The organism is Ruegeria sp. B10, from assembly GCF_056539825.1.
In genome coordinates this window covers 1-19,217 of sequence record NZ_JBQFVP010000005.1, presented here as the reverse complement: position 1 = coordinate 19,217, position 19,217 = coordinate 1, and the positions used below count along the sequence as shown (strand labels likewise).

General features: G+C 59.3%; 19 protein-coding genes. 10 read left to right on the top strand and 9 right to left on the bottom strand.

All coding sequences use genetic code 11. The features are described 5' to 3' along the window. Window positions 1-37: 37 nt before the first annotated feature. Complete coding sequence (locus tag ACR0J4_RS08065; protein ID WP_170640723.1) at window positions 38-1,789, bottom strand: acetolactate synthase 3 large subunit; 1,752 nt, start codon at window positions 1,787-1,789, stop codon at window positions 38-40. 425 nt (window positions 1,790-2,214) lie between these two features. On the opposite strand from ACR0J4_RS08065, the gene ACR0J4_RS08060 reads away from it, so the two are divergent. Beyond that, a complete protein-coding gene (locus ACR0J4_RS08060; RefSeq protein ID WP_170640721.1) occupies window positions 2,215-3,060 on the top strand; it encodes a HalD/BesD family halogenase in 846 nt (281 codons plus the stop codon). A gap of 46 nt (window positions 3,061-3,106) precedes the next feature. Beyond that, the gene (locus ACR0J4_RS08055) at window positions 3,107-3,490 is read left to right on the top strand and encodes a bleomycin resistance protein (RefSeq protein ID WP_170640719.1); all 384 of its coding nucleotides are present in this window, start codon (window positions 3,107-3,109) and stop codon (window positions 3,488-3,490) included. A 79-nt stretch (window positions 3,491-3,569) separates the two neighbouring features. On the opposite strand, the gene ACR0J4_RS08050 is transcribed toward ACR0J4_RS08055, so the two are convergent. Next, window positions 3,570-4,208: a response regulator transcription factor gene (locus ACR0J4_RS08050; RefSeq protein WP_170640717.1), complete on the bottom strand. Its 639-nt coding sequence runs from the start codon at window positions 4,206-4,208 to the stop codon at window positions 3,570-3,572. After that, window positions 4,205-5,638, bottom strand: a complete 1,434-nt coding sequence (locus ACR0J4_RS08045) for a cache domain-containing protein (protein ID WP_170553236.1) — start codon at window positions 5,636-5,638, stop codon at window positions 4,205-4,207. Before ACR0J4_RS08045 ends, ACR0J4_RS08050 begins: the two co-directional genes overlap by 4 nt. Window positions 5,639-5,886: 248 nt before the next feature. On the opposite strand from ACR0J4_RS08045, the gene ACR0J4_RS08040 reads away from it, so the two are divergent. From ACR0J4_RS08040 to ACR0J4_RS08030, 3 genes are all read left to right on the top strand, one after another. Continuing rightward, on the top strand, window positions 5,887-6,969 hold the full coding sequence (locus ACR0J4_RS08040; protein WP_170373973.1) for a TRAP transporter substrate-binding protein: 1,083 nt from the start codon (window positions 5,887-5,889) through the stop codon (window positions 6,967-6,969). Window positions 6,970-7,089: 120 nt separating this feature from the next. Continuing rightward, window positions 7,090-8,016 (top strand): TRAP transporter small permease subunit, encoded by a 927-nt coding sequence (locus ACR0J4_RS08035; protein ID WP_170466343.1) that lies wholly within the window; start codon window positions 7,090-7,092, stop codon window positions 8,014-8,016. 17 nt (window positions 8,017-8,033) lie between these two features. After that, window positions 8,034-10,388, top strand: coding sequence for a TRAP transporter large permease (locus tag ACR0J4_RS08030; RefSeq protein ID WP_170640715.1), 2,355 nt, complete (start codon window positions 8,034-8,036; stop codon window positions 10,386-10,388). Between the two features lie 124 nt (window positions 10,389-10,512). Here the strand turns inward: ACR0J4_RS08030 and ACR0J4_RS08025 are convergent, their stop codons facing one another. The 4 genes from ACR0J4_RS08025 to ACR0J4_RS08010 form a co-directional block, all read right to left on the bottom strand. Next, the gene (locus ACR0J4_RS08025) at window positions 10,513-10,902 is read right to left on the bottom strand and encodes a VOC family protein (RefSeq protein ID WP_170640713.1); all 390 of its coding nucleotides are present in this window, start codon (window positions 10,900-10,902) and stop codon (window positions 10,513-10,515) included. A 7-nt stretch (window positions 10,903-10,909) separates the two neighbouring features. Further along, window positions 10,910-11,734 (bottom strand): arginyltransferase, encoded by an 825-nt coding sequence (locus ACR0J4_RS08020; protein ID WP_170373969.1) that lies wholly within the window; start codon window positions 11,732-11,734, stop codon window positions 10,910-10,912. Between the two features lie 75 nt (window positions 11,735-11,809). Beyond that, entirely contained in the window at window positions 11,810-12,241 is a 432-nt protein-coding gene (locus ACR0J4_RS08015) for an RDD family protein (protein ID WP_170482976.1), read from the bottom strand. 66 nt (window positions 12,242-12,307) lie between these two features. Further along, window positions 12,308-12,730, bottom strand: coding sequence for a DUF2852 domain-containing protein (locus ACR0J4_RS08010; RefSeq protein ID WP_170373967.1), 423 nt, complete (start codon window positions 12,728-12,730; stop codon window positions 12,308-12,310). Between the two features lie 143 nt (window positions 12,731-12,873). Between ACR0J4_RS08010 and ACR0J4_RS08005 the strand changes: the two genes are divergently transcribed. The 5 genes from ACR0J4_RS08005 to ACR0J4_RS07985 are packed head-to-tail and all read left to right on the top strand — an operon-like array spanning window position 12,874 to window position 18,142. After that, window positions 12,874-13,260, top strand: a complete 387-nt coding sequence (locus ACR0J4_RS08005) for a nuclear transport factor 2 family protein (RefSeq protein WP_170553246.1) — start codon at window positions 12,874-12,876, stop codon at window positions 13,258-13,260. Between the two features lie 49 nt (window positions 13,261-13,309). After that, window positions 13,310-16,105: a [protein-PII] uridylyltransferase family protein gene (locus ACR0J4_RS08000; protein WP_170640711.1), complete on the top strand. Its 2,796-nt coding sequence runs from the start codon at window positions 13,310-13,312 to the stop codon at window positions 16,103-16,105. Next, window positions 16,089-16,361 (top strand): hypothetical protein, encoded by a 273-nt coding sequence (locus ACR0J4_RS07995; protein ID WP_170553251.1) that lies wholly within the window; start codon window positions 16,089-16,091, stop codon window positions 16,359-16,361. Before ACR0J4_RS08000 ends, ACR0J4_RS07995 begins: the two co-directional genes overlap by 17 nt. Window positions 16,362-16,400: 39 nt before the next feature. Further along, window positions 16,401-17,603, top strand: a complete 1,203-nt coding sequence (locus ACR0J4_RS07990) for an RSP_2647 family RNA methyltransferase (RefSeq protein WP_170640709.1) — start codon at window positions 16,401-16,403, stop codon at window positions 17,601-17,603. Further along, window positions 17,600-18,142 (top strand): RSP_2648 family PIN domain-containing protein, encoded by a 543-nt coding sequence (locus tag ACR0J4_RS07985; RefSeq protein WP_170640707.1) that lies wholly within the window; start codon window positions 17,600-17,602, stop codon window positions 18,140-18,142. The genes ACR0J4_RS07990 and ACR0J4_RS07985 overlap by 4 nt, the downstream gene beginning before the upstream one ends. A 70-nt stretch (window positions 18,143-18,212) precedes the next feature. Here ACR0J4_RS07985 and ACR0J4_RS07980 read toward each other — a convergent pair whose 3' ends face one another. Both ACR0J4_RS07980 and ACR0J4_RS07975 read right to left on the bottom strand, forming a co-directional pair. Next, the gene (locus ACR0J4_RS07980) at window positions 18,213-18,899 is read right to left on the bottom strand and encodes a M48 family metallopeptidase (RefSeq protein ID WP_170482987.1); all 687 of its coding nucleotides are present in this window, start codon (window positions 18,897-18,899) and stop codon (window positions 18,213-18,215) included. 85 nt (window positions 18,900-18,984) lie between these two features. Continuing rightward, the coding region (locus tag ACR0J4_RS07975) for a hypothetical protein (protein ID WP_480668359.1) at window positions 18,985-19,217 on the bottom strand (233 nt) is incomplete at its 5' end.

Below are 19,217 nucleotides of genomic sequence, written 5' to 3'. Positions count from 1 at the left end.
CGGGCGTCGGGCGCCCGGTCAATTCCGACGAATGTTGTTAAACCAGAACCGAACCTTTGGAATCGATCACGCCTTGCGTCTCGGCCTCGCCCAGAAGCATCTCGTTATGGGCTTTGCCCGACGGGATCATGGGGAAGCAGTTCTCATGCTTTTCAACAAGGCAGTCAAAGATTACCGGACCGTCGTAGTTGATCATCTCCATGATCGCGTCGTCCAGATCGGCTGGGTCGGAACACAGGATACCCTTGGCCCCGAAGGCCTCGGCGAGTTTGACGAAATCGGGCAGGGCCTCGGACCACGAATGGGAGTAGCGCTCACCATGCAGCAGCTCTTGCCACTGGCGAACCATGCCGAGGCGTTCGTTGTTCAGGATGAACTGTTTGACCGGCAGGCGGTACTGAACGGCGGTGCCCATTTCCTGCATGTTCATCAGCCATGAGGCCTCACCCGCCACGTTGATCACCAGCGCGTCGGGATGCGCCATCTGCACACCGATCGAAGCCGGAGTGCCGTAGCCCATCGTGCCCAGCCCGCCTGATGTCATCCAGCGGTTGGGATCCTCAAACCCAAGGTATTGCGCGGCCCACATCTGGTGCTGACCAACCTCGGTCGTGATGTAGCGATCGTGGTTTTTCGTCAGTTCTTCAAGGCGTTGCAACGCGTATTGCGGTTTGATGGTCTTCTCGCTGTTGGTGTAGGCAAGGCAGTTGACCTTGCGCCAGTCAGCAATCTGCTCCTGCCACTTGGCGACTGAGGCCGCATCGGTCTTGCGACCGCGCGATTTCCAGACCTTCAAAATATCTTCCAGCACATGCGCAACGTCGCCGACGATCGGGATGTCGACGCGGATCACCTTGTTGATCGACGAAGGATCGATGTCGATATGCGCCTTTTTCGAGTTCGGCGAGAACGCGTCGATACGGCCGGTAATCCGGTCGTCGAACCGCGCGCCGATGTTGATCATCAGGTCGCAATCATGCATCGCTAGGTTGGCCTCGTAGAGACCATGCATCCCCAGCATGCCCAGCCAGTTCTCACCCGAGGCCGGGTAAGCGCCAAGGCCCATCAGGGTCGAAGTGATCGGGAAACCAGTGGCATCCACCAGTTCACGCAGCAATTGGCTGGCTGCGGGGCCCGAGTTGATGACGCCGCCGCCGGTGTAGAAAACGGGTTTCTTGGCGGTCTCCATCGCGGCGACCAGTTCGGTGATCTCTTCCAGATCGCCCTTCAGAACAGGCTGATAGCGAGAGGTCGAGGTCTTTGGGCCGGTATAGTCACCCGATGCAAACTGAACGTCCTTGGGGATGTCGATCAGCACCGGACCCGGGCGGCCCGAGGTGGCGACGTGGAACGCCTCGTGCATGGTTTCGGCCAGCGAATCCGTGTCCTTCACCAGCCAGTTATGCTTGGTGCAGGGGCGGGTGATGCCCACCGTGTCGGCCTCTTGGAACGCATCCGAGCCGATCATGAAGGTCGGCACCTGACCGGTCAGAACAACAATGGGGATCGAGTCGAGCAGCGCATCCGTCAAACCGGTGACCGCGTTGGTCGCGCCGGGGCCGGATGTCACCAGCGCAACGCCGGGTTTGCCCGTCGAGCGGGCATAGCCTTCGGCCGCGTGGACCGCGCCTTGCTCATGCCGCACCAGGACGTGGCGAATGTCGTTTTGCAGAAAGATCTCGTCATAGATCGGTAGGACGGCGCCACCGGGATATCCGAATACTGTGTCCACGCCCTGATCCTTGAGGGCCTGAACCACCATCTTTGCGCCGGTCATCTCACGTGTCATCTGCTTTGCTCCGTTCGCGACATGTGTCTTGCGTTTGCCAAAAAAAAGCCCCCGAGTTTTTCGGAGGCGCATGGGTTCGATTGTGGTTTTCCGTTACCGGCCCATACGCGTGTTTCCTACGATTACGACTAGCGTGTTCATCGCCAGAGGCTCCTTATCAGCTTGCAGGGGACATTATGTTCGGCACGACGGAGCGTCAACAGTCAATCGTATGAATTTCATGACCGGATTGATGAATTTTGCGACATTTTGTTGCGCAAAATGACGCATGTTGGGAATTTCCGGTAAAATCATAGGGTGCACGCGGTGTTTTGACGGATTTCCGACTTGTCCAAAACCGCCAACACGATGTCTGAAATGAACCAGAAGCGCGCCATGTGCTGCGGCAGGCTACCTTGTATGAGGTGCAAAAAGGGAGGTTGGCCTTGCTGCAGGAACTCGTGGATTTGGGGCGCTATCCGATTGATCGTCCGGGCTCGAGCGCGTACCGCCAGTTGATCGGTGATCTGCGCCGAGAGCTTGAGCATGACGGTTGTGCGGTTCTGCCGGGCTTTGTGCACGAGGCCGGTTTGGAGCAGTTACTGGCCGAGGCTGATGCCGTCGCGCCCAAGGCTCATCGGTCCTTCAACCGTACGAATGTCTATTTCACCAAGGACGACCCAAGCTACGGGATCGGGCATCCGGTGCGCCGGTTCTATGACCGGTCAAATGCGTTTGTGCCCGCGGACAATTTCCCCGGATCAGGACCTTTGAGGCGCATCTACGAGTTCGACGGCTTTCTGCCCTTCATTCGCGATGCGCTGGATGAGCCTGAGGATCGATTCTTTCGCTATGATGATCCGTTGGCGGATGTCATCATCAATGTCGTGGAAGAGGGGCAGGGGTTTCCCTGGCATTTCGACACCAACAATTACACGGTGACTTTGGCCATTCAGAATGCCGAGACAGGCGGCGCGTTTGAATATGCCCCGGATCTGCGCAGTTCTGATGACGAGAATTTTTCGGCGGTAAGAAGAGTTCTGGATGGCGATATGCAGGCCGTTCATCGGATCGACCTGCAGCCTGGTGATCTGCAGATATTCAAGGGTCGCTATGCCCTGCACCGAGTTGCGCCGGTTGAAGGCGCGCGCAAGCGCTATGTTGGCATCTTCTCGTTTGTGGACACCGAAGGCATGTGTGGCGGGGTTGAGAGGACGCGGCAGCTCTATGGCCGGGTTCTGCCGCATCACTACGCGCGGGAGGGCCGTCGGGCCGACGAGCTGTTGGACTGAGTTGCCGACACAGGTAGGCTAGGGCCCATTCAGGGAGGGCTTTGGCATGGCAAGTATATTGCAACTCACTCCGTTTGTTTTGTGTTCGTCGTTGCAGAACCAGATTGATTTCTATTGCGACCGTTTGGGATTCAGCTGCGGGTTTCGGCAGGACAATTATGCGTTTCTCTCACGCGGGCCGGTGGCCATTCGGTTGCTGGAATGCCCGCCGCGAGACGATGGAAAGCTGCTGGGGGAAGAGCAGTCCTTTTACATAGATGTCGAGGGGATTGATGCGCTGTATGACAGCCTCAAACCGGGTTTGGAAGATCTGCCCGACGGACGTGTGCGCCCTCCGTTTGATCAGCCCTATCAGCAACGCGAGTTTCACGTCATTGCCGAGGATGGGACATTGATCTTTTTCGGTGAGGATATCAGGCCGCGCGGATAACCCTCCCGCCCATCGTCAAAGCGCCTGCGGCGCGCCTCCTCTGGTTGGGCCGGGCAGCGCGTGCCGCGCTGCGGGTGGCTCAGAAGCCGACGCCGGTACCCTGTAACACGCCATGTTCCAGCGCATAGCGGGTCAGGCCCGCTGTTGAGGAGATGCCCAGTTTGCGTTTGATGTTTTTGCGGTGGGTTTCGACCGTCCGGACCGAGATATCGAGCGCCTGAGCGACTTCCTTATTGGATTTGCCCTGCGCCAGTTCCAGAAGGATGGTCTGTTCGCGCCCGGTAAGGGCTTCGCGGGCGCTGTCGCCTTTGGGCTTCAAGGACCCGCTGGCGCCGGTGCATAGATATTGCTCGCCCTTCATCACGGCATCGATCGCCTCTTTGATCTCATCCGTGGGGACGTCTTTCAGCACATACCCTTTGGCTCCGTGGCTGAGCGCAGTTGAGATGTATTCGGGGCTGTCATGCATCGACAGGATCAGGATGCGGGTTTCGGGCAGGCGTTCGAGGATCAGTTCGGTCGCGCTCAGGCCGCCGAGGCCGGGCATGTTGAGGTCCATGAGGATTACGTCGGGGGCCAACTCGGCCGCGTGATCAACGGCGGCCTGACCGCTGCCCAGAGTGCCGACGACCTCAATCTCATCATAGCTTTCGAGGATCGACTGGATGCCCTCGGCCACCATGGGGTGATCGTCGACGATGAGGACTCGGATGGTCATGTCCCGGCCTTTCGGTTCGGTGTTGCGTCTTCCTGCGGCGGCAGCAGGTGGCTGAGAGGCAGGCTGACTTCGATCACCGTGCCCCCGTGCGGGCCGCGTGATGACAGAATACGCAGCGTGCCGTCAAGCTGTTCGATCCGTTCCTGCATGTTCCGCAACCCGATGCCGGTGCCGCTCTGATCTGGTTCAGAGCGCAGCCCGCGCCCGTCATCGGTGATCCGCATGGTCGCGCCTTTTTTGTGCCCGCGCAGGTCGATTGTAACATGCGAGGCGTCTGCGTGGCGCTCAATATTGGTCAAAGCTTCTTGAGCGATGCGGTAGAGTGCGATCTTGCTGTCCTGATCCAGCCGGTTGCGGAAGACGACGGTCGAAAACTCGGTTTCGATCCCGGTGCGTTCGCGGAAGTCATCGGTCAACGCCTTGAGGGCCGGGCCGAGGCCCAGATCATCCAGCACGCCGGGGCGCAGGTCGCGGCTGATGCGGCGCACTTCGGTGATCGCCGTGCCAAGGTGATCAATGCCCTTGTCCAATGGGGCCTGCGCGCCCGCGTCGTCGCCTCGAGACAAGCGCCTTCGCGCATTGTCTAGCGCATAGCGGACACCGACAAGAATCTGGCTGATCCCGTCATGCAGCTCGCGCGCGACCCGGCCGCGTTCTTCTTCCTGAGCGTCGAACACTCGCTGGGTCAGCTCTTTCAGCTTTGCATCGGCCAGCCGCCGCTCGCGTATGTTCAGCAACATGCCCGAGGCAAAGACGATCAGGACTGAGGCCACAACGATGGCGCCAATATACATGAAGGTGCGCTGGACCCGGTCTTCGACCTCCGCGCGGGCATTGGCAACGGTGGCCAATATGTCGTCGATGAAGACACCGGTGCCCACGGCCCAACGCCAATCCTGCAGGCCCACGACATAGGCGATCATCTGCGCCTCTTCCCCGGTCGAGGGCTTTTCCCACATGAAACTGTGCCAGCCCGCACCTTGGCGTGCCAGCCGGATGAACTCGTCCACGACCGGAGTACCGTCGCTGTCGGTCAGACCGTCCCAATTGCGGTTGATGAACTGGGTCTGGCGGGGGCTTACCAGGTTCGTACCGTCATAGTCATAGACAAAGAAGAACCCGTCCTGTCCGTAAATCATCGCCGAAAGGATCTGCGTGACCAGCGTTTTTGCGACATCATCGTCAGGTTCCGCACGCCCGTAGATATAGGCGAACCCATTGCGCGCCTGTGTGACGTAGTTCTTCAGTTCTTCCTTCTTGGCCTCGATCAGGCGCAGCTCCAGCGCCTGTATTTCTCGCTCGGATGTTGCACGGGCCTGAAAGGCGACCAGAAAGGCAATGGCCGCGACGGCAACGACCAGAGGGATGGCCGCAACCAAAGACAGTTTCTGCGCATAAGTCAGCGAAACCAGATGTCGGAGTCTTTGCATGGTCGAATCGATACGCAAGCGGCGGCGAAAATGCAAAAAGATTGAGCGTTTCTGGGGGCAAATGCCCTCGGGAACGTGGGATGGCTGGCTTTTTTGCCGATTTTATCTGCGAAAAACGGGCAGAAATTCGGGTTTCTACGCAGTAGTAGGTATTCCCTTTCATATCGCTGCCTCTAGGCTCCGATCCATTGAAAGCGACAGGCCCGGACACCTCCGGGTGATGACTTATGAAGGGGAGGAACACTCATATGGATCGTCGTTCATTTCTGAAGAAATCTGCTCTGGGCGGCTCGGCTGCTGCGGCAACCGCACTGGCGGCACCGGCTTATGCGCAGGGTCAGCGGACCCTGACCATGGTGACCTCGTGGGGTCGTGGTCTGGCCGGCGTGTTCGACAGCGCGCAGCGCTGCGCCGACAGCATCAACGCGATGTCCGATGGCAGCCTGAACGTAGAAATCAAGGCCGCAGGCGAGCTGGTTGGCGCGTTTGAAGTGTTTGACGCGGTATCTTCGGGTCAGGCCGACATGTACCACGCGGCTGACTACTACTTTGTGGGTCAGCACCCCGGCTATGCCTTCTTCACCGCTGTTCCGTTTGGCATGACCGCGCAGGAACTGGTGAACTGGTACTACCACGATGGCGGCATGGAGCTGCATGACGAGCTGGGCTCGATCTTCGGCCTGAAGTCCTTCCTGGCGGGTAACACCGGCGCGCAGGCAGGTGGCTGGTACTCGAAAGAGATCAACGGCCCCGAGGATTTCCAGGGTCTGAAGTTCCGCATGCCGGGTCTGGGTGGCCAGGCGCTGGGTAAACTGGGCGCATCGGTTCAGAACATTCCGGGTTCCGAAGTGTATCAGGCGCTGTCTTCGGGTGCGATTGACGGCACCGAGTGGATCGGCCCCTGGGCGGACGAAAAAGCGGGCTTCCAGGAAATCACCAAGACCTACTACACCGCGGGCTTCCACGAGCCGGGCGCAGGTCTGTCGCTGGCCACCAACCGCGACGTGTTCGACGAACTGACACCGGCCCAGCAGAAGATCATCGAGATCGCAGCGGCCGAAGCGCACCAGTGGAACCTGGCGCAGTTCCTGGCCAACAACGGCGCAGCTCTACAGCGTCTGCAGTCGGGTGGCGTGAAGGTCATGGAATTCCCAGACAGCGTGTGGGACGCATTCGGTCAGGCCTCGCAAGAGGTTCTGGACGAGAACATGGGCGACGAGCTGTTCAAGAAGATCCACGACAGCGCAATGGCGTCGATGGCATCGTCCTCGGGCTGGCTGAACCTGTCGTCGGGTGCTTACACCGCTCAGCGCGACCGCGTTCGCGGCTAATCCCAAGTGAACTGACCAAACGGTTTCCCCGCAATCGCGGGGGAGCCTTTCTTGTTGCATATGCGCGGACCCATCATGCCGCTATAATTTGCAGTGCAACTGACGTGACCCGGGGACAACATGCAGGACGATAACGGTATCTCGTTTTTCGGCGCCCTGTGGAATGGACTGATCTGGTTCATTCAGAACATTGCCGAAGCCTTCTATAATTTTGGATATGCAATCACGCATCCGCAGCTGTGGCTGGATTGGTCCGACAAAGAATCCATCATGCGCTTTGTCTACTACGGAGGCTCGGTCGAGTTCTTCTTCGTGGTTTTCACGCTGTTTCTGGTGCTAACGGCCATCGGCCTCTACTACCGAAACGTGATGTGGGGCATGGTGCGCGGGCTCGAGGCCTTCGCCAACACGACCGGGCGGTTCTTTGCCTGGGCGGGTTTGCTGATGGTGATCCAGCAGATCGTTATCGTGTTTATGCAGCGTGTCTTTGCCCGGCCTGATATGTCTTTTGGTCTGGGTATCCCCTTCAATCAGGACATCAGCTGGTTTGCCGAAGAGCTGAAGCTCTATAACGCGATGGTCGTTTGTCTGTGCTGCACATACACCTTCGTGCAGGGCGGGCATGTGCGGGTTGACCTGATATATGCCGGTATCAGCCACCGCGCCAAACGAGTGGTCGATATGTGCGGCGCGGTGTTGTTCATGATGCCGATGGCCGTGCTGACCTGGATGTATGGCTGGTACTTCATGTGGCGGCACCTGATCGTACCGAAACCCTCGGCCAGTGACACGCTGGACAGGCTGGTGGCCAAGTCGCGCGCCCTGCGCTGGAACGTGGAAACCATCGGCTTCAGCCCGAACGGGTTCAACGCGTATTTCCTGTTCAAAATCCTGCTCGTGATCTTTGCGGGCATGGTGTTCCTGCACGCGGTTGCCTTCCTGTGGCGGTCGTATCTGGAATACGTGGAAGGGCCGGAAAGCGCCGGAAAATACCTCGACAAGGATAGCCTTGGTGAGGGTGAAGAAGCCTACGAAGGCGCACATTAAGGACGGAGACCAAGACAATGCTATTCGGACTTGATGGCGTCGAGATAGGCCTCATTATCGTATTCTTTTGCCTTTTCGGAGGCATCCTCTCAGGCTTCCCGGTGGCCTTCGCCATCGGTGGGGCAGGTGTGATCTCCTTCGGGATCATCGCCGCGCTGGACAGCGCTGGACTGCTTATCCACCAGGCGATTGACACTGGCTCACAAGCTTACCGAGACCTGGTGAATTCCGGGGTGAAACCCGATACGGTCTCGGTTTTCCGATACCCGGACCTACCAAGGATAGGCGAGCCGGTCTTCCCCTCAGGTTGGGAAACCGCGCTGGACCGGAATGTTTCCTTCATCGTGAACCGCATGAACGAACGGGTTCTGGCCGGTCAGTCGATTGAAACCCTTCTGGCCGTGTTGATGTTCGTTCTGATGGGAATCACGCTGGAGCGTTCCAAGATCGCCAATGACCTGCTGACAACGATGGCGCGTGTCTTTGGACCGCTGCCCGGTGGTCTGGCCGTGTCGATTGTTGTCGTGGGTGCGTTTCTGGCCGCCTCGACCGGGATTGTTGGTGCGACCGTGGTGACCATGGGCCTTTTGGCGCTGCCGACTATGTTGCGAAACAACTACTCGCCCGAGTTGGCGACAGGTGTGATCGCGGCCTCGGGGACACTTGGGCAAATCATCCCACCCTCGATCGTGATTGTTCTTCTGGGTACGCTGGCGGGTGACCTTTATTCGACGGCACAGGAAGAGCGTGCGGTCGAGGCGGGCTGTACCGATGCGCTGACCTTTTTGGGGGAACCTGCGGTGGTCTCGGTTGGAACCTTGTTCCAAGCGGCTTTGTTGCCGGGGATCATGCTGGCGCTGCTCTACGCGCTTTATGCCTTCGGTTATGCACTGCTGAACCCGGACAAAGCTCCGGCGGTTGAGCTGTCGGGTGGCTCTGGTGAGACGATCACCCGCTCTGAGGGTCTGACCTGGCTGCTGGGTGCGCCGGTTGCGATCATCGTGGGTGCGGTGCTTTTGGGCAGCGCGGGTGTGATCGGTAGCCAGAACATCTCGGTCTCGGCCTTCTCGGATGTGGGGCAGGGTGCGTCTTTGCGCACGAATGTCTCGGCTGAGTGTCAGGCCTCGATGATCGATCTGCATGGCCAATCCGCCTGGGATCAGGCCGTGGCCGAGCAAGAGGCAATCGACGCCGCCGGTGGTGTTGCCAGCGCCGAGCGCCTGAGCGAGGAAGAACTCGCCGCCGCCCGTGACGCCAAGATCGCAAATGCGGCTCCGATCGGAACTGGCGTTTCGATTGTGGTGGTGCTGCTGGCGCTGACCTTGGTTCTGGGTCGTGGCATCGCGCCGTCGCGCTCGCCGCAACCTCTGATCGTTGGGGCGATTGGCCTGTTGTTGATGCTGTTGGTGGATATTCTCTTCATCCAGCCAACAACCTCATCCGGGGCGACATTCGTGTTGCTGGCGATTCCCTTCGCCATCGCGATCTACGGCTGTAAGGAGGCTGCCGCGCGTTGTGCCACCAACGATCTGATCCGAGTTGTGTTCCCGCCGCTGGTTCTGATCATCGCGGTGCTGGGTTCGATCCTTGGCGGTGTTACCAATCCGACACCTGCTGCGGCACTGGGTGCCGGTGGTGCGATCATGTTGGCTGCGTACCGCAAGCTTCAGGATCAGGGCCGGTCCGGGAGTGTGATCATCTGGTCGACCTTTGCAGTCATCATCTGTTTGCTGATGGGGGTGAATTTCGATCTGCGTATCAATCAGGGCAATGTCCCGGTTGAGACCTGGATCGCCTTCATTCTGGCTTATGCGACGTATCTCTACGCGTTGTTCGGTCTGTTGTTCGGCTGCTGGGTCCTTTTCTCCAGCGGGGTTCTGACGCCCGTGGTGCGCGAGACGGCGAAGGTGACCTCGATGGTGTTTACCATCCTGATCGGGTCGCAGTTGCTGAACCTTGTGGTGATCTCCTTCGGGGGTGAGCATTACATCCAGCAGTTCCTGCGCAGCTTCGACAACGAGTTCACGGTCTTCCTGATCGTGATGCTGGTGCTGTTCATTCTGGGCTTTGTGCTGGACTTCCTTGAGATCATCTACATCGTGATCCCGATTGTTGGGCCTGTGATCTATGGCGGGTCGTTCGATCCGAAATGGGTGACCATCATGGTGGCGGTGAACCTGCAGACCTCGTTCCTGACGCCGCCCTTCGGGTTCGCCTTGTTCTACCTGCGAGGGGTCGCCCCGAAAGAGGTGACGACGGGCCATATCTATCGTGGCGTCGTACCGTTCGTGATCATTCAGGTCGTCGGTATTGCGATCCTATGGTTCTTCCCGACCATTGTGACCATCGTGCCGGATCTGATTCCGAACTGATCACTGAGTGTAGTCCAAATGAAAATGGGGGCCTGGAAGGCCCCCTTTTACTCTCTTATTTTAGGTTTAAGGCGAAGAGCTTGCGCGGACTTTAAAAGAGTTATCTTCAGCCGGATGAACGGGATCATGCGAACTGGATGAGGTCCCAACGATTTCCGAAAGGGTCCTGCCATACCGCGACTGTGCCATAGGGTTCAACACGGGGCTCTTCTTCGAAATGGACACCCTTTGCCCGCATTGCTGTGTGATCGCGTTGGAAGTCATCTGTTTGCAGAAAGAACCCAACACGCCCCCCGGTTTGGTTGCCGATAGCAGTTTCTTGTTCAAGACCGTCGGCTTTGGCCAGCAGTAAGGAGGCCTCTCCTAAACCCGGCGGCGTGACGAGGACCCAGCGTTTTCCGCCTCCCAGATCAATATCTTTGGAAAGAGTGAAGTCTAGCTTTTCGGTGTAGAAATTGATCGCAGCATCGTAGTCAGGCACCACAAGGGTGACAGCGTGCAGGCTCTGTTTCATGAAAGGATCAGCCTTTGGTGGGGTGGCGGTCGGGCAGTTGGATGTTTGCCACTTGCTCAGCTATCGGGGCCGAGGCGAGAGGGTGGTGCGAGGCATCTGCGAAAGCCTCGGGGTTGGAGATTTTCTCCCAGCGTCCCTGAACATAGGCCTCCAGCCCCGAAAACTTGGCTTTGTAGCCCATTTTCGGACTGCCGGGGACCCAATAGCCCAAGTAGATATAGGGCAGGCCAGCCTCACGCGCGATCTCGATATGGTCGAGGATCATGTAGGTGCCCAAGGAGTTCTGCGGCTGGTTTGGATCGTAGAAGGAATAAACCATGCTGAGGCCGTCATCCAGAACATCGGTCAGACTGACGGCGATCAGGTTTCCGGTTTCAGGGTCGGCATACTCCACGACACGGCTGCGGATCGGAGTTTCCTCGATCATCGCGGCGAATTCGAAAACGTCCATATCGGCCATGCCGCCATCGGCGTGGCGGGTATCGAGGTAGCGACGGAACAGCTCGTACTGATCATCGGTGGCCCAGGGCGAGGTTGCGCGGCGCTCTAGGTATCCATTGCGTTTGGCGGCGCGCTTCTGGCTTTTGGTCGGGCGGAAGGCCGACACGTCAATCCGGGCGGAAAGGCAAGCTGCGCAATCAGTGCAGGATGGTCTATAGAGGACGTTCTGCGACCTGCGAAACCCTTGTTGGGACAGTGAATTGTTCAACTGATCCGCGCCTGCGCCTTGCAGAGCGGTGAAGAGTTTGCGCTCCATCCTGCCCTCAAGGTAAGGGCAGGGCTGGGGGGCCGTCACATAGAATTGTGGCGCAATTGGCAGCGTGTGTCGCATGAAGGTCCCATGTAGCCTCGGACCGGATGATAGCAACGGATTTTCAAGCCGCCAAGTGATTCAAGTGTGTTGCGTTCAGGCCCGCTGATTGATCATGACTGTACCAAGGAAGGCATCCGTCAGACCCTGGCAGCGCGCGCTGGTCAGCATCATGATGACAGATACGATCTGAACCACGAAGAACGCCATGCTGATGAAGTATCCAGCCGTATGGGCCACGGCCTTGCCCATATCCATACGTTCGCCGAACGCGTCGCGCAGCTCGATCCCCATGAACCGCATGCCAAGCGTGGCAGACCCGTTCGAGATCGTGATGACCCGGTAGACAAAGCTGATCACGGCGTAGATCAGCGGCAGGAAGAACAGCCCGGCCCCAAGTGTCAGGAAGACGGGGACGATGCACAGAAGTGAGATAAAGGCGATGTCGAACAACCATGCGACAAAGCGCTTGGTTGCAACGGACTGGTAGAACTCGGGTTGAGTATCGGGATCGGGCAGGTGGTTCATGATCAAGTTTCCGAAAGGGAGGGTCGTGACACCCTGTCCCGAATGGTCGGGACAGGGCAAGTCAATTTAGGCCGGTTCGCCTTTGCCGTCGTCTTCGTGGTTTTCACGGGCGCGTTCATCCATGAACTGGTCGAACTCGGCTTTGTCCTTGGCTTCGCGCAGGCGGCGCAGGAAGGCTTCGAAATCCTGCTGTTCACGCTCCAGACGGGCCAGGGTGTCGGCCTTGTAGGCGTCGAAGGCGCTGTTGCCTGATGGCTTCATTGCACTCATGTGACTGTGCCAGGATTTGCGGCGGCTGCAAGACTTGCTGAACATGCGTTTGCTCCAGATCATATAGGCCAGAAGGGCGAGGCCCACGGGCCAGAAGAAGATGAACCCAAGAACCATGGCGGCGATCCAGGCGCCTTTGCCTTTATCGTCCATCCAAGCCTCGGCACGATAGAGCCACCCCGGATTTGCGGGTGCGGCGGGTTCGGACAATGCGGTCATTTCGTCTCTCCTGGGGTTGATGTAAATTCCTTTCACATGATCTAGATGGGGAGCGCTTGCGGGGTTGCAAGGGGTCGATGTGAAAAAGATTTACATTTTCAGATTTGGTTGACGGCGCAGGTCTCGGTCAGCAGGGTGCGGACATGATGAATGAGAACACAAATGCGCCAACGCTTGCAGAGATCTTGGAGTTAGAAAAACAGGTATGGTCTGCTTTGGTAGCTGGCGATGCCCACGCTGACAGGGCGCTTCTGAGCGCTGATTTCTTGGGTGTCTACCCCTCGGGTTTTGCAAATCGGGACGACCATGTCGGGCAGTTCGCTGAGGCTCCGACAATGGCGGAATTCAAGTTGAGCGAAGAGCGCTTGCGGATTTTGACCCCGGATATCGTGTTGCTGTCCTATCGGGCTGACTATGTGCGACCGGGTGCGGAGGATTGGGAAGCGATGCTCATATCCTCCCTTTGGGAACGTCGGGCGGGGACTTGGATCAACAGTTTCAGTCAGGACACTCCGGACGAACAGGAATAATGCGTTTGCCGCATTGACCTTGCCGCTCAGCGGTGCGCAGGGTCCGGGTATGAATGAGAGTTTAACCATCAACCGTCTGCCGCGTGCGTTCGACCAGTCTCTGGGCGATGAAACCCGCGCTTTGCTTGCCGATCTGACGACTGAGCAAGGCGATTTGATCGCCGGAACGGCAGGGTCCAGCCCATATCTGAAGGGCCTGATCGAGCAAGAAAGAGAGTGGCTGCCGCAGGCCTTGCACCAGCCGGACCACGCTTTGGCAGAGGTGATGGAGGCCGCGCGCGCCTTGGCACCAGATCAGCTCAAGCCTGGGTTAAGGCTGGCCAAGCGGCGGATGGCGGTACTGACCGCTTTGGCCGACATTGCAGGCGCTTGGCCGCTGGAAAAGGTCACGGCAGCGCTGACCGATTTTGGCGCTCTGGCGGCGGATGTGGCCGCAAAGGCCGAGATTGCCGCCCTGATCCGCCGCAAGAAGCTGCCCGGAATGACCGAGGATGATGTCGAAACCGCTGCCGGGATGGTCATTCTCGCGATGGGCAAGATGGGCGCGCATGAGCTGAACTACAGCTCGGATATTGACCTGATCGTTCTGTTTGATGAAACACGCTTTGACCCGGATGACTTCTACGAAGCCCGGCACGGGATGGTGCGGGCCACGCGCAATTTCTGCGCCACGCTCAGCGACAAGACAGCCGACGGGTATGTGTTCCGCACCGATCTGCGCCTGCGGCCCGACCCGGCGGTGACGCCGGTCTGCATGGCGATGGAGGCGGCAGAGCGGTACTATGAAAGCCTCGGCCGTACATGGGAGCGGGCCGCCTATATCAAAGCGCGCGCCAGCGCGGGGGATATTGCGGCTGGGGAGCGGTTTCTGGACACCCTGAAACCCTTTGTCTGGCGTCGCCATCTGGACTTTGCCGCCATTCAGGACGCCCATGACATGCGCCTGCGCATACGTGAGAACAAAGGAACGGGCGGCAGCCTCTCGATCCCCGGCCATGACATGAAACTGGGTCAGGGCGGCATTCGCGAGATCGAGTTTTTCACCCAGACCCGGCAGTTGATTGCAGGGGGGCGTGACTCCGATCTGCGCGTTCGCGGCACGGTGCCCGGGCTGGCGGCTCTGGCGCAAAAGGGCTGGGTGCCGGAAGAGGTTGCGGAAAAGCTGACCGATCACTATCGCTCGCATCGCGAGGCCGAACATCGCATTCAGATGATCCATGACGCTCAGACCCACAAGGTCCCTCAATCTGACGATGGGATCGAACGGGTCGCCTGTCTGATGGGGCTTAGCAGCGATGATCTGACTAGGGATCTGACCCGTCGCCTGACCGAGGTGCATGAGTTGACCGAAGGCTTCTTTGCACCGGGCGCAGGGCCTACGCCGACGCCCACGCCTGAGGTGACGTTCGACCAGAATATCCTCGCCCGCTGGGCCACATATCCGGCCCTGAGGTCCCAACGCGGGCGGCGCATCTTCGACCGGTTGAAGCCCGAGCTCCTCTCGCGCCTTGCCAAAACCGCGAAACCCGATGAGGCCCTTTTGGCGTTGGATGGCTTTCTCGCAGGCCTGCCTGCGGGTGTTCAGTTGTTCTCGCTCTTTGAGGCCAACCCACATCTGATCGACCTGCTAATCGACATCGTAGGCACCTCTCATGCGCTGGCGTCACACCTGTCGCGCAACGCTTCCGTTTTTGACGCGGTGATCGGCGGCAGTTTCTTCAGCGATTGGCCTGGTTTGGAGGCTTTGCAGGCCGAGTTGGCGGAAGCACTGGCGCAGGAAACAGACTATGAAACCCAACTCGATCTGGCGCGACGCTGGTGCAAGGAATGGCATTTCCGCATTGGCGTTCACCACCTGCGCGGCCTGATCGACGGGGCTCAGGCCGGCCGGCAATATGCAGAGCTGGCGCAAGCCGTTATCGCCGCGATCCTACCCTATGTGACGGAAACCTTCGCCCGCAAACATGGTCCTGCACCGGGGCGTGGAGCGGCCATTCTGGGCATGGGGTCGCTGGGGGCAGGGCGGATCAACTCGCAATCCGATCTGGATATGATCGTGATCTACGATCCGCTTGATCAGGATATGTCCGACGGGCCCCGCCCGCTGGCCACGCGCACCTATTACGCTCGGTTCACGCAGGCACTGATCACTGCGCTTTCGGCGCCGATGTCTCAGGGGCGGCTTTACGAGGTGGACATGCGCCTGCGCCCTTCGGGCAATCAGGGGCCGGTGGCCACCAGTTGGGCCAGCTTCACGCATTACCAGCAGGAAGAGGCCTGGGTGTGGGAACATCTCGCTCTGACCCGCGCCCATGTTGTCGCCGGAGACGCGGGCTTGGCTCAGGACATCAAAGCCTTCCGAACCGAGCTTTTATCGCGCCCTCGGGAGGCAGACAAAGTTCTGCGAGAAGTTGCCGAAATGCGGACGCGTCTGGCGGCGGCCAAGGCCCCGGCGGGCGTTTGGGATGCCAAGAACGGCCCGGGCCGGATGATGGATATCGAATTGATGGCCGAGACCGGAGCGCTGATGGCAGGCCTCTCAAACCGGGATGTGATGTCTGGCCTCGACGGGGCGGTCGCTGCCGGTTTGTTGGATGTCGCGCAGGCACAAACATTGAAGGACAGCTACGATCTATGCTGGTCGGTACAATGCGCGGCGCGGCTGCTTTCGGGCAAGGTGATTGAGGCGGACAAAATCGGCGAGGGCGGAGCGGCCTTCCTGTGCCGTGCCACCGGGTTCGAACAGGTCGAAGCGCTGCAATCCGCATTGCAGGACAGCTATTCCACCGCCGCCGAAATCATCGGCAGCGTAATCAAAGAGGATGAAGATGGCGCGCAGCACTGATCCAAAAGACCCCAAGGGCCTGATCCGCGAGGCGTATAACATCGAAGGCATCGCCATGCCCGAATGCCGCAGCATCTTTCTGGACTGGGCGCTTAGCCTGCCCGATGGCGTGGACCAGAAACAGGCTCTGGCCGAGTTGCATGCGGCCTATTCCGCTCAGGAGCCCGAACATCCCATGACGCAGGTGATGGCCGAAGGGCTGCAGGCCGCCCAAGCGCCCAAGCGGCGCGGCGGCTGGCGCTCTCGTCCGCGCTAGGGGGTTTTCCTTCGGGCTGTTCGCGACTATGAGGCGGTCATGACCCAAGCCGCTGACCGTCCCCGTATCCGCCTGAAACCCAAAGCCAATGCGCGCGGGCTGCGCCATGGTTTCCCGTGGGTCTATGCCAATGACATCGTCACTGACCGGCGCACGCGCAAAATCCCCGCCGGGGCGCTAGCCGTGCTTGAGGATGACAAACGCGCGCCGATCGCTCTGGTCGCGGTTAACCCCGAGTCGAAAATCATGTGTCGCGTTCTGGATCGCGATATTGAGGCCGATCTGAACGCGGACTGGTTCGAGACCCGCCTGCGCCGCGCGCTTGAGATGCGCGAACGCCTGTTCGACGCGCCATATTACCGTCTGATCCACGCCGAGGCCGATGGCTTTCCTGGTGTGATCATCGACCGTTTTGGTGACGCCTGCGTGATACAGCCCAACGCCGCCTGGGCCGAAGCGCATCTGGAGGCGCTAACTGACGCGCTGGTCAAGGTGACTGACGTGACGACGGTTCTGAAAAACGCCTCTGGCCGGACTCGCGGATTGGAGGGGTTGGACGACGTCAACAAAACCCTGCGCGGAACCGCGCCTTACGCGCCTCTGCCCGTTCCCATGAACGGCGCGACCTATATGGCCGACCTGACCGGCGGTCAGAAAACCGGCCTGTTCTACGATCAACGTCCCAACCACGCTTTTGCGGCGCGTTTGGTGCATCCCGAAGCTCAGGTGCTGGACGTGTTCAGCCACGTGGGCGGCTTCGGCCTCGCCATGCTGGCTGGAGGGGCGGCACAGGCACTATCCGTCGATGGCTCTGCCGCCGCTTTGGACCTAGCCACCAAAGGGGCCCAAGCAAGCGGATGTGCTGACAGGTTCCAAACCCGCCAAGGCGATGCCTTCGATGTGCTGACGCAACTGGGCGAAGAGGGCGCACAGTTCGACGTCGTCATCTGCGACCCGCCCGCCTTTGCGCCCTCAAAACAAGCCCTCGACGCTGGTCTGCGCGCCTATGAACGCATCGCCCGCCTCGCCGCCCCACTGGTCAAATCCGGCGGCTATCTGGGCCTCTGCTCCTGCTCTCATGCCGCAGATCTGGGCCGTTTCCGCGATGCCTCATCTCGCGGGATCGGACGGGCCGGGCGGCAGGCGCAATTGATCCACACGGGCTTTGCCGGACCCGATCATCCACAATTGCCGCAATTGGCTGAAAGCGGTTACCTCAAAGCCGTATTCTACCGGCTGTGAAGGCGGTTCTGGATACATGCGTCATCTACCCCACGGTGATGCGAGAGATGCTGCTGGGCGCGGCAAAACTGGGCCATTTCACCCCCATCTGGTCCGCGCGTATCCTAGAAGAATGGGCCCGCGCCGCCCGCAAACTCGGCCCCGAAGGCGAAGCACAGGCCCGCGCCGAGATCGCTCTGGCCCAAGCGCACTGGCCCAAAGCCGAACGCAAGGTCGCATCAGGTATCGAACAGCGTCTCTGGCTGCCCGACAAGGCCGATATCCACGTTCTGGCAACGGCCATTGAGGCCTCGGCAGATATCATCGTCACCGTCAACGCCAAGGACTTCCCCAGAAACATCCTGGCCGAAGAAAGCCTTGAGCGCCGCGACCCAGACAGCCTACTCCACAGCTTCTGGCAAACCGACCCCACAGGCATGGCCGAGACCGCCAACGCGGTTCTGTCCGAAGCCAACCGCCTGTCCGGCGATCAATGGAGCCTACGCGCGCTCATGAAAAAGGCCCGCCTGCCGCGCCTTGGCAAAGCCCTGACCACCTAGGCGGGATCCCTCTTCATCTGGCTAGAAATACCTCGGAGAGCGCGAGAGGCTGGCCTCTCGCTGCGCATCCTCAGCCACGCGCCCAACGCTGCTCCAAAGCCTCCAACGCGGCAATACGCTCATCCGTTTTCGGATGACTCATCAGCCACGCAGGTACCATCCCTGCGCGTTGCTGCGTCAGGTCTTCCAACTTGTGGAACAGAGATTTCTGCGGCGCGATCCCAATCCCGGCCTTCGTCAGCAAGGCAGCAGCATATTCATCCGCCTCATACTCATCCTGTCGGGACAAACGCGACGCCAACAGGGAGGTCAGCGCATTCGCAATCATGGCCCCGATGAAAGGAATGAACCGGTTCAACACCATGATCAACGCGGTCCGCATTGCGTTCTGGCCTGAGAAATCAATCATCCGCCGCTTCGCATGCCCTAAGGCCACATGGCCCAGCTCATGGGCAATCACGCTGGCCATTTCTTCGGCCGAGACCTCACCGTTGCGAAACTTGCGATAAAACCCGCGCGTGATGAATATCCGCCCGTCCGGAGCTGCCAACCCGTTCACCGGGTCAATCTCGTAGATATAGACCGGCACCCGCGCGATATTCAAAGCAGCGGCCAGCCTGTCCGTCATTCGTTTGAGGGCAGGATCAGCCAGTTCGGTCGACTTCTGATCCAACTCACGATGGGTGCGCCAGATGGAAATCCGGTACATCACAAGGCCATAGGCAATCGCCAGAAGGATCGGAGTTAAGCGAAGCATGACATAGATATGGGCGGCTCACCCAGTCTAGGCAAGCCGCAATTGCAGTTAAGTCCTAGGTCAAAACATGCCCCGAATGCTGAACCTACCTACCCGGCAGAGGAAGCTGCAAGTTCGAATGGAATTCAGAGAGAGACTGTTTCGTTAACGTGGCACCTTTTGAAGCCTCGAAAAAGGCATGTTCTGCCTCTTTCTGAGCGACCAATGCATCAACTCTCAAGTCTCTTACATCCGCGCGCAGGTCGTCACGTGCCTCTTCATAGGTTTCGGCGTCACGCAGTTCATCCTCAAGCGCGTTCAGGTCGTCTTGGTAGTTGG

Bases quoted from the DNA above. Each gene is read 5' to 3' on its own strand.
- ACR0J4_RS08065 (WP_170640723.1), bottom strand. From the start codon at position 1,789: ATGACACGTGAGATGACCGGCGCAAAGATGGTGGTTCAGGCCCTCAAG.
- ACR0J4_RS08055 (WP_170640719.1), top strand. From the start codon at position 3,107: ATGGCAAGTATATTGCAACTCACTCCGTTTGTTTTGTGTTCGTCGTTG.
- ACR0J4_RS08050 (WP_170640717.1), bottom strand. From the start codon at position 4,208: ATGACCATCCGAGTCCTCATCGTCGACGATCACCCCATGGTGGCCGAG.
- ACR0J4_RS08045 (WP_170553236.1), bottom strand. From the start codon at position 5,638: ATGCAAAGACTCCGACATCTGGTTTCGCTGACTTATGCGCAGAAACTG.
- ACR0J4_RS08040 (WP_170373973.1), top strand. From the start codon at position 5,887: ATGGATCGTCGTTCATTTCTGAAGAAATCTGCTCTGGGCGGCTCGGCT.
- ACR0J4_RS08035 (WP_170466343.1), top strand. From the start codon at position 7,090: ATGCAGGACGATAACGGTATCTCGTTTTTCGGCGCCCTGTGGAATGGA.
- ACR0J4_RS08030 (WP_170640715.1), top strand. From the start codon at position 8,034: ATGCTATTCGGACTTGATGGCGTCGAGATAGGCCTCATTATCGTATTC.
- ACR0J4_RS08025 (WP_170640713.1), bottom strand. From the start codon at position 10,902: ATGAAACAGAGCCTGCACGCTGTCACCCTTGTGGTGCCTGACTACGAT.
- ACR0J4_RS08020 (WP_170373969.1), bottom strand. From the start codon at position 11,734: ATGCGACACACGCTGCCAATTGCGCCACAATTCTATGTGACGGCCCCC.
- ACR0J4_RS08015 (WP_170482976.1), bottom strand. From the start codon at position 12,241: ATGAACCACCTGCCCGATCCCGATACTCAACCCGAGTTCTACCAGTCC.
- ACR0J4_RS08010 (WP_170373967.1), bottom strand. From the start codon at position 12,730: ATGACCGCATTGTCCGAACCCGCCGCACCCGCAAATCCGGGGTGGCTC.
- ACR0J4_RS08005 (WP_170553246.1), top strand. From the start codon at position 12,874: ATGATGAATGAGAACACAAATGCGCCAACGCTTGCAGAGATCTTGGAG.
- ACR0J4_RS08000 (WP_170640711.1), top strand. From the start codon at position 13,310: ATGAATGAGAGTTTAACCATCAACCGTCTGCCGCGTGCGTTCGACCAG.
- ACR0J4_RS07995 (WP_170553251.1), top strand. From the start codon at position 16,089: ATGGCGCGCAGCACTGATCCAAAAGACCCCAAGGGCCTGATCCGCGAG.
- ACR0J4_RS07990 (WP_170640709.1), top strand. From the start codon at position 16,401: ATGACCCAAGCCGCTGACCGTCCCCGTATCCGCCTGAAACCCAAAGCC.
- ACR0J4_RS07980 (WP_170482987.1), bottom strand. From the start codon at position 18,899: ATGCTTCGCTTAACTCCGATCCTTCTGGCGATTGCCTATGGCCTTGTG.